This window comes from Streptomyces sp. NPDC056061, from assembly GCF_042266885.1.
In the GTDB taxonomy this organism is placed as follows: Bacteria; Actinomycetota; Actinomycetes; order Streptomycetales; family Streptomycetaceae; genus Streptomyces.
Genome location: NZ_JBHJWQ010000069.1, coordinates 1 through 7,173, shown reverse-complemented (window position 1 = coordinate 7,173; position 7,173 = coordinate 1). Strand labels below are relative to the sequence as shown.

Genomic DNA, 7,173 nt, shown 5'->3' with positions numbered 1-7,173 from the left:
CAGCCGCTGACTCCCCTGCCCCGTGAACAGGAACGCCGACTTACCACCCACCACCGAACCCGACACAAGACCCGGCGCCGACTCGCCACGCGCCAATGCGTCGAGGGCGGTGGTGAATCCGGCGTGATCGGCGGCGACGATCGCGGTGCGGTGCTCCATGGCGGTGCGGCCGGTGGCCAGGGAGTAGCCGATGTCGGCGAGATCGTGGGAAGTGCCGTCGAGGTGGGCGACGAGGCGGCCGGCGCTCTCGCGCAGCGCGGACTCGCTCTTGGCCGACAGGAGCCAGGGCAGGACCGTGGCGCGGGCCGTCGGAGCGGTGGTCTCGGTTGCCTCGGCTTCTTCCGCCGTTGGCTCGGGAGCTTGTTCCAGGATGGTGTGGGCGTTGGTGCCACTGACGCCGAACGCCGATATGCCGACGCGGCGCGGCTGGCCGGTCTCGGGCCAGGACCGGGCCTCGGTGAGCAGCGCGACGTCTCCGGCGGACCAGTCGACGTTGGGGGTGGCCTCGTCGACGTGCAGGGTCTGGGGCAGTACGCCGTGCTCGATGGCCTTGACCATCTTGATGATGCCCGCGACACCGGCAGCGGCCTGAGTGTGGCCGATGTTGGATTTCAGCGACCCCAGCCACAACGGCCGGCCCTCGGGACGGTCCTGGCCGTACGTGGCCAGCAGCGCCTGCGCCTCGATCGGGTCACCCAACGTCGTACCCGTACCGTGCGCCTCCACGGCATCGACCTCGGCGGCCGACAGCCGGGCATTCTCCAACGCCTGACGGATCACACGCTGCTGCGACGGGCCGTTCGGCGCCGTCAGACCATTGCTCGCACCATCCTGATTGACCGCAGAACCCCGCACCACCGCCAGCACCGGATGACCATTGCGCCGGGCATCCGACAACCGCTCCACCAACAGCACACCGACACCCTCGGACCAGCCCGTACCATCGGCGGACGCCGCGAAGGACTTGCACCGACCATCGGCGGACAGACCACGCTGACGGCTGAACTCCACGAAGACGTCGGGGTTGGGCATCACGGTGACGCCGCCGACCAGGGCCAGGGAGCACTCGCGCGTACGCAGTGCCTGGGACGCCCAGTGCAGGGCCACCAACGACGACGAGCAGGCCGTGTCGATGGTGGCCGCCGGGCCCTCCAGGCCGAAGGTGTAGGCGATCCGCCCGGACAGCACGCTCGTCGCCCCGCCGGTCAGCAGCAGGCCCTCAAGCCCTTCCGGCGCGCCCTGGAGGTCGTTCCCGTAGCCCATGGCGGCGGCGCCGACGTAGACGGCGGTCTTGCTGCCGCGCAGCGTTGCCGGGGTGATGCCGGCCCGTTCGAAGACCTCCCAGGAGGTCTCCAGCAGCAACCGTTGCTGCGGGTCCATGGCGAGCGCCTCGCGCGGCGAGATACCGAAGAACGCCGGGTCGAAGTCGGCGGCTCCCGCGAGGAATCCGCCGCCGGTGTTGTAGAAGGTGCCCTTGCGGTCGGGGTCGGGATCGGCAAGCGACTCGATGTCCCAGCCGCGGTCCTCCGGGAAGCCGGATATGGCGTCGCCGCCCCGGTCCACGAGGCGCCACAGGTCCTCGGGCGACGACACGTCACCGGGATACCGGCAGCTCATCGCGACGATCGCGATCGGCTCCTGCGCGTCCGCTTCCACCTCGGTCAGGCGGCGACGAGCCCGGCGCAGCTCGGTGGTCATCCACTTCAGGTTGTCGAGAAGCTTCTCTTCATTTGCGGTAGCCACTGAAACGTCACCCCCTGGAAAGAGTCGGAATGTGAGCGGTCATCACGTCAGGACCTTCCGAATTCATTGTTGATGATGTCGAAGATGTCTTCGGCCGAGGCATCGTCGATTTCGATTTCTTCGTCGGGACCGGCCCCGGAGGCCGCGCTGTCGGCTTCGTTCCACGACCTCAGCAGCGCTTCGAGTCGCGCTGTGACGTTCGCCCGTTCCGCCTTGTCGGCGGGGACGTTGCTGAGGGCGAATTCCAGCCTGTCGATTTCCGCAAGTGCCGGAAGTTCCGGGGCGGTGTCCTCGCCCAGGATTTCCGCACACAATTGGTCGGCGAGCGCGCCGGGCGTCGGGTAGTCGAATACCAGGGTGGCGGGGAGCCGTCGGCCGGTGGCCGTGTTCAGCCGGTTCCGGAGTTCGACGGCGGTGAGCGAGTCGAAGCCGAGTTCCTTGAAGGCCCGGCCCTCCTCGATCTCCGTGACCCCGTCGTGTCCGAGTACGGCCGCGACATGGGTGCGGACCAGGTCGAGCAGTGCCTGTCCGGCTTCGGGTCGGCTGAGCGCGGCAAGTCGTTCGGTCAGCGACTCGGGCGCCTCACCGGGGGTTTCCGCCTGCTCCGCGGTCGGCTCCGCCAGGGCGTCGCGTACCTCGGGCAGGTCGGCGATGAGCGGCCGCGGACGGGCCGCGGTGAAGGCGGGGACGAAGCGGTCCCAGTCGACGTCGGCCACGGTGAGAGTGGTCTCGTCGCCGTCGAGCGCCTGCTGGAGGGCGGCGATCGCGGTGTCCGGGCTCATCACCGGCAGGCCGCGGCGGCGGAGCTGTTCGGCCGCCTCGTCGTCGGCGACCAGCCCGCCGTCCGCCCACGGGCCCCAGGCCACCGAAGTGGCGGTCAGGCCCCGCGCCCGGCGCTGCTCGGCGAGCGCGTCGAGGAAGGCGTTGGCCGCCGCGTAGGCGCCCTGTCCGCCGCTGCCCCAGACTCCGGCGATGGAGGAGAACAGCACGAAGGCGTCCAGTTCGGTGTCGCCGAGCAGTGCGTCCAGGTGGACGGCGCCTGCGACCTTGGCGGACACCACGTCGGCGATGTCCGCGGGGCCGGTCTCGGCAAGCGGGGCGAACTGTCCGGCGCCCGCTGTGTGCACCACGGCGGTCAGCGGAGTCCGTGCGGGCACGGCGGCCAGCAGTGCGGCCACCGCCTCCCGGTCGGTGACGTCGCAGGCCGCCACGGTGACCTCGGCACCCAGTGCGGTGAGTTCGTCGCGCAGGGCGGCGGCGCCCGGGGCGTCCGGGCCGCGTCGGCCGGCCAGCACCAGGTGCTCCGCACCGTTGCCCGCCAGCCAGCGGGCCACGTGTGCGCCCAGCGCGCCGGTGCCGCCGGTCACCAGAACCGTGCCCCGCGGCCGCCAGGGCTCGCCCGTCGTCGTTGTCGACTCGGCACGGGTGATGCGGCGGGCCAGGATTCCGGCCGTGCGAAGGGCCACCTGGTCCTCGTGGCCGTCGCCGAGCGATCCGTCGAGCACGGCGGCCAGCCGGTCGGCGGTCCGTTCGTCGAGTGTCGTGGGCAGGTCGACCAGGCCGCCCCAGCGCTCGGGGTGCTCCAGCGAGACGACCCGGCCCAGGCCCCAGATCTGCGCCTGGGCGGGGCTGCTCGTGCGTTCGGACGGGGCGGTGGCGACGGCACCGACGGTCGCGCACCACAGGGGTGCGGTCCATTCGGTGTCGCCGAGTGCCTGCACCAGCAGCGAGGTGAGCAGCAGCCCGGACGAGACCGCGGAGTGTTCGGGGTGGGGTCGCTCGGCCAGCGCGAGGAGCGACAGCACGCCGTGCACGGGCTCGCCGTCGGCGGCGTTCCGCAGCGCGGCGGTCAGTGCCGCCCGGTCCAGTTCGGCCGTGGCGAGTTCCACCGGCCGCACGCGGGCACCGTGTTCGGTGAGCGCGTCCAGGATCCGGCGGACGGACCGGCTGGTGGCGTGTTCGGTGTCCACGGCGACCAGCCAGTTGCCGGTGACGAGCGCGGTGGTGTCCGGCTCGGCCAGTGGCTTCCAACCCACGCGGTAGCGTCGGCCGTCGAGTGCGGCCTGCTCGCGCCGGCGCCGACGCCAGGCGGACAGGGTGGGCAGCAGGGCGCTCAGTGACTGTTCGGGGTCGATGGCCAGGACATCGGTGAGCGCGGTGAGGTCGTCGGCCTCGACGGCCTCCCAGAACCGGGCGTCGTCCCCGTCCGCGGTCGGCGCCGGGGTGGTGCCCGGTACCTGCTGCGCGGAACCTTCGAGCCAGTAGCGGCGGCGCTGGAAGGCGTACGTCGGCAGTGCCACGCGTGCCGCGCCGGTGCCTGCGTGGACCGCCGCCCAGTCCACGGCCACACCGCGTACGTGCAGGTGGGCAAGGGCGTCGACGAGTGTCTCCGGCTCGGGGCGGCTGCCGCGCAGCACCGGGACGAAGGCGGCACCGTCAGCGGTGACGCAGTCCTGGGCCATGGCGGTGAGGACCCCGTCCGGGCCCAGCTCGGTGTAGGTGGTGACGCCCTGGGCCTCCAGGGTGCGCACGGCGTCCAGGAATCGGACGGCCTGACGGGCGTGGCGTACCCAGTAGTCGGCGTGGCCCAGTTCGTCGGTGACGAGACTGCCGGTGACGGTCGAGACGATCGGGATGTGCGGCTCGCCGTAGGTGAGGCTCTCGGCGATCTTGCGGAAGTCGGCGAGCATCCCGTCCATGAGCGGGGAGTGGAAGGCGTGGCTGACGGTGAGCCGCTTGGTCTTGCGGCCCCGGTCACGGAGCGTCTGCGCCACCTTCAGTGCCGCGTCCTCGTCACCGCCGATCACCACGGACTGCGGTCCGTTGACGGCGGCGATGCTCAGTCCGCGCCCGTGCTCGTGTTCGTGCTCGGCCAGCAGTGCCCGTGCCTCCTCCTCCGATGCCTGGAGTGCGATCATCGCGCCACCGGCGGGCAGCTCCTGCATCAGCCGACCGCGCGCCGCCACCAGCCTCGCCGCGTCCGCCAGGGTGAGCACGCCGGAGACGTGCGCGGCGGCCAGCTCGCCGATGGAGTGACCGGCGAGGAAGTCCGGACGCACCCCGGCGGCCTCGGCCACCCGGTACAGCGCGACCTCGACGGCGAACAGGGCCGGCTGGGTGATGCCCGTCCGGTCGAGTTCGGCGGCGTCCTCGCCGAACAGCACGTCGTGCAGCGGGCGTTCCAGGTGCCGGTCCAGCTCCGCGCACACCGCGTCCAGCGCCTCTGCGAACACCGGGCTCGTCGCGTACAGCTCGCGGCCCATGCCGAGCCGCTGGCTGCCCTGGCCGGTGAACAGGATCGCCGTACGGCCCTCGGTGGGGGTGCCCCGGACGACGTGCGCGGCGGACTCGTCGCGTACCAGCGCCTCCAGACCGGCCAGCAGCCGCTCCCGGTCGGTGCCGGTGACCACCGCGCGGTGCTCCAGTGCGGAACGGGTGGTGGCCAGCGAGAACGCGAGGTCCAGCGGCCTCAGCTCCTCGTCGGCGACCACATGGGCGCGCAGCCTCTCGGCCTGTGCGCGCAGCGCGTCGGCGCTCTTGGCCGCAAGCGGCCAGGCCAGCACCTCCGGCCGTACGACCGGCTGCCGCTCGGCGGTGACCGGGTCCGGCAGGGCCTCGGGGGCCTGTTCCAGCACGGTGTGGGCGTTGGTGCCGCTGAAGCCGAAGGCGGAGACGCCCGCACGCCGCGCGCGGCCGGTCTCCGGCCAGTCGACGGCCTCGGTCAGCAGCTCGACCGCACCCGCCGACCAGTCCACGTGCGGGGTCGGCGCGTCCACGTGCAGCGAGCGGGGCAGCACCCCGTGCCGCATGGCCAGCACCATCTTGATGACGCCCGCGACGCCGGCCGCGGCCTGTGTGTGACCGATGTTCGACTTGATGGCGCCCACCCACAGCGGCCGGTCGTCCGCACGGGCCTGACCGTAGGTGGCCAGCAGTGCCTGCGCCTCGATCGGGTCGCCGAGCCGGGTGCCGGTGCCGTGTGCCTCGACCGCGTCCACGTCCGCCGCGGACAGTCCCGCGCCTGCCAGGGCCTGGCGGATGACGCGCTGCTGGGCGGGGCCGTTGGGTGCGGTGAGGCCGTTGCTGGCGCCGTCCTGGTTGATGGCCGAGCCGCGGACGATCGCGAGGACCGGGTGGCCGTTCTTCCGCGCATCGGAGAGCCGCTCCACGAGCAGCATGCCGACGCCCTCGCCCCAGCCCGTGCCGTCCGCACCCGCCGCGAACGCCTTGCAGCGGCCGTCGGGGGCAAGTCCGCGCTGGCGGCTGAACTCGATGTACGCGCCGGGGCTCGACATCACGGTCACACCTCCGGCCAGCGCGAGCGAGCACTCGCCGCTGCGGAGCGCCTGGATTGCCCAGTGCAGGGCGACCAGCGAGGACGAACAGGCGGTGTCGACGGTGACGGCCGGGCCCTCCAGCCCGAAGGTGTACGCCAGTCGGCCGGAGACCACGCTTGCCGCGTTGCCGGTGCCCAGGTAGCCCTCGACTCCCTCGGGAATGTCACGCAGAGTGGAGTCGTAGTCCTGGCCGTTGGAGCCGACGAAGACACCGGCAGAGGTGCCGCGCAGCGTCTTCGGGTCGATGCCGGCCCGCTCGAACGCCTCCCAGGACGTCTCCAGCAGCAGTCGCTGCTGCGGGTCCATGGCAAGGGCCTCGCGCGGCGAAATCCCGAAGAACGCGGCGTCGAACTGGCCCGCGTCGTAGAGGAAGCCGCCCTCGCGTGCGTAGAAGGTGCCCTGCCGGTCCGGATCCGGGTCGTACAGCTTCTCCAGGTCCCAGCCGCGGTCGGCCGGGAACTCCGCGATCGCGTCGCCGCCCGAGGTGAGCAGGGTCCACAGTTCCTCGGGGGTGCGCACGCCGCCGGGGAAGCGGCAACTCATCGCGACAATCGCGATCGGGTCGTCGTCGGTCGGGGTGGCCGGGGCCGGGTCAGGGACGACGGGGACGGCCGCCGCGCCGACCAACTCCTCGCGCAGGTATCCGGCGAGCAAGGCGGCGGTGGGGTAGTCGAAGACCAGCGTCGCGGGCAGTTGTACGCCGCTCGCGGCGCCCAGCCGGTTGCGCAGCTCCACCGCGGTCAGCGAGTCGAAGCCGAGCTCGCGGAAGGCGCGGTCGGCGCCGACCGAACCCGAACCCTCGTGCCCCAGTACGGCGGCCACATGGGTACGGACCAGCTCCAGCAGCGCACGGTCCTGCTCGGCCGGGGAGAGACCGGCGAGCCGTTCCGCGAACGAGGAGCCTCCCGCCGCCGCGTCCGGTTCCGTTCCTCCGGAGGGCGCCCGGCGGGTCTCCGCCAGGTCGGAGAGGAGCGGGCTGGGTCGTACGGCGGTGAAATCGGGGCCGAAGCGGTCCCAGTCGATGTCCGCGACGGTCACGGTCGTGTCGCCGAGATCCAGAGCCCGCTGCAGAGCATCCATCGCCGACCCGGCA

General features: G+C 72.3%; 1 protein-coding gene and 1 pseudogene. Both read right to left on the bottom strand.

Annotation, left to right across the window (positions count from 1 at the left end; genetic code table 11):
• Window positions 1–1,743: type I polyketide synthase (locus ACFC79_RS37900; protein ID WP_376249789.1), on the bottom strand; the 1,743-nt coding region annotated here is incomplete at its 3' end.
• 47 nt (window positions 1,744–1,790) lie between these two features.
• Window positions 1,791–7,163 (bottom strand): annotated as a pseudogene (locus ACFC79_RS37895) (type I polyketide synthase); the annotation flags it as partial.
• Window positions 7,164–7,173: the final 10 nt, after the last annotated feature.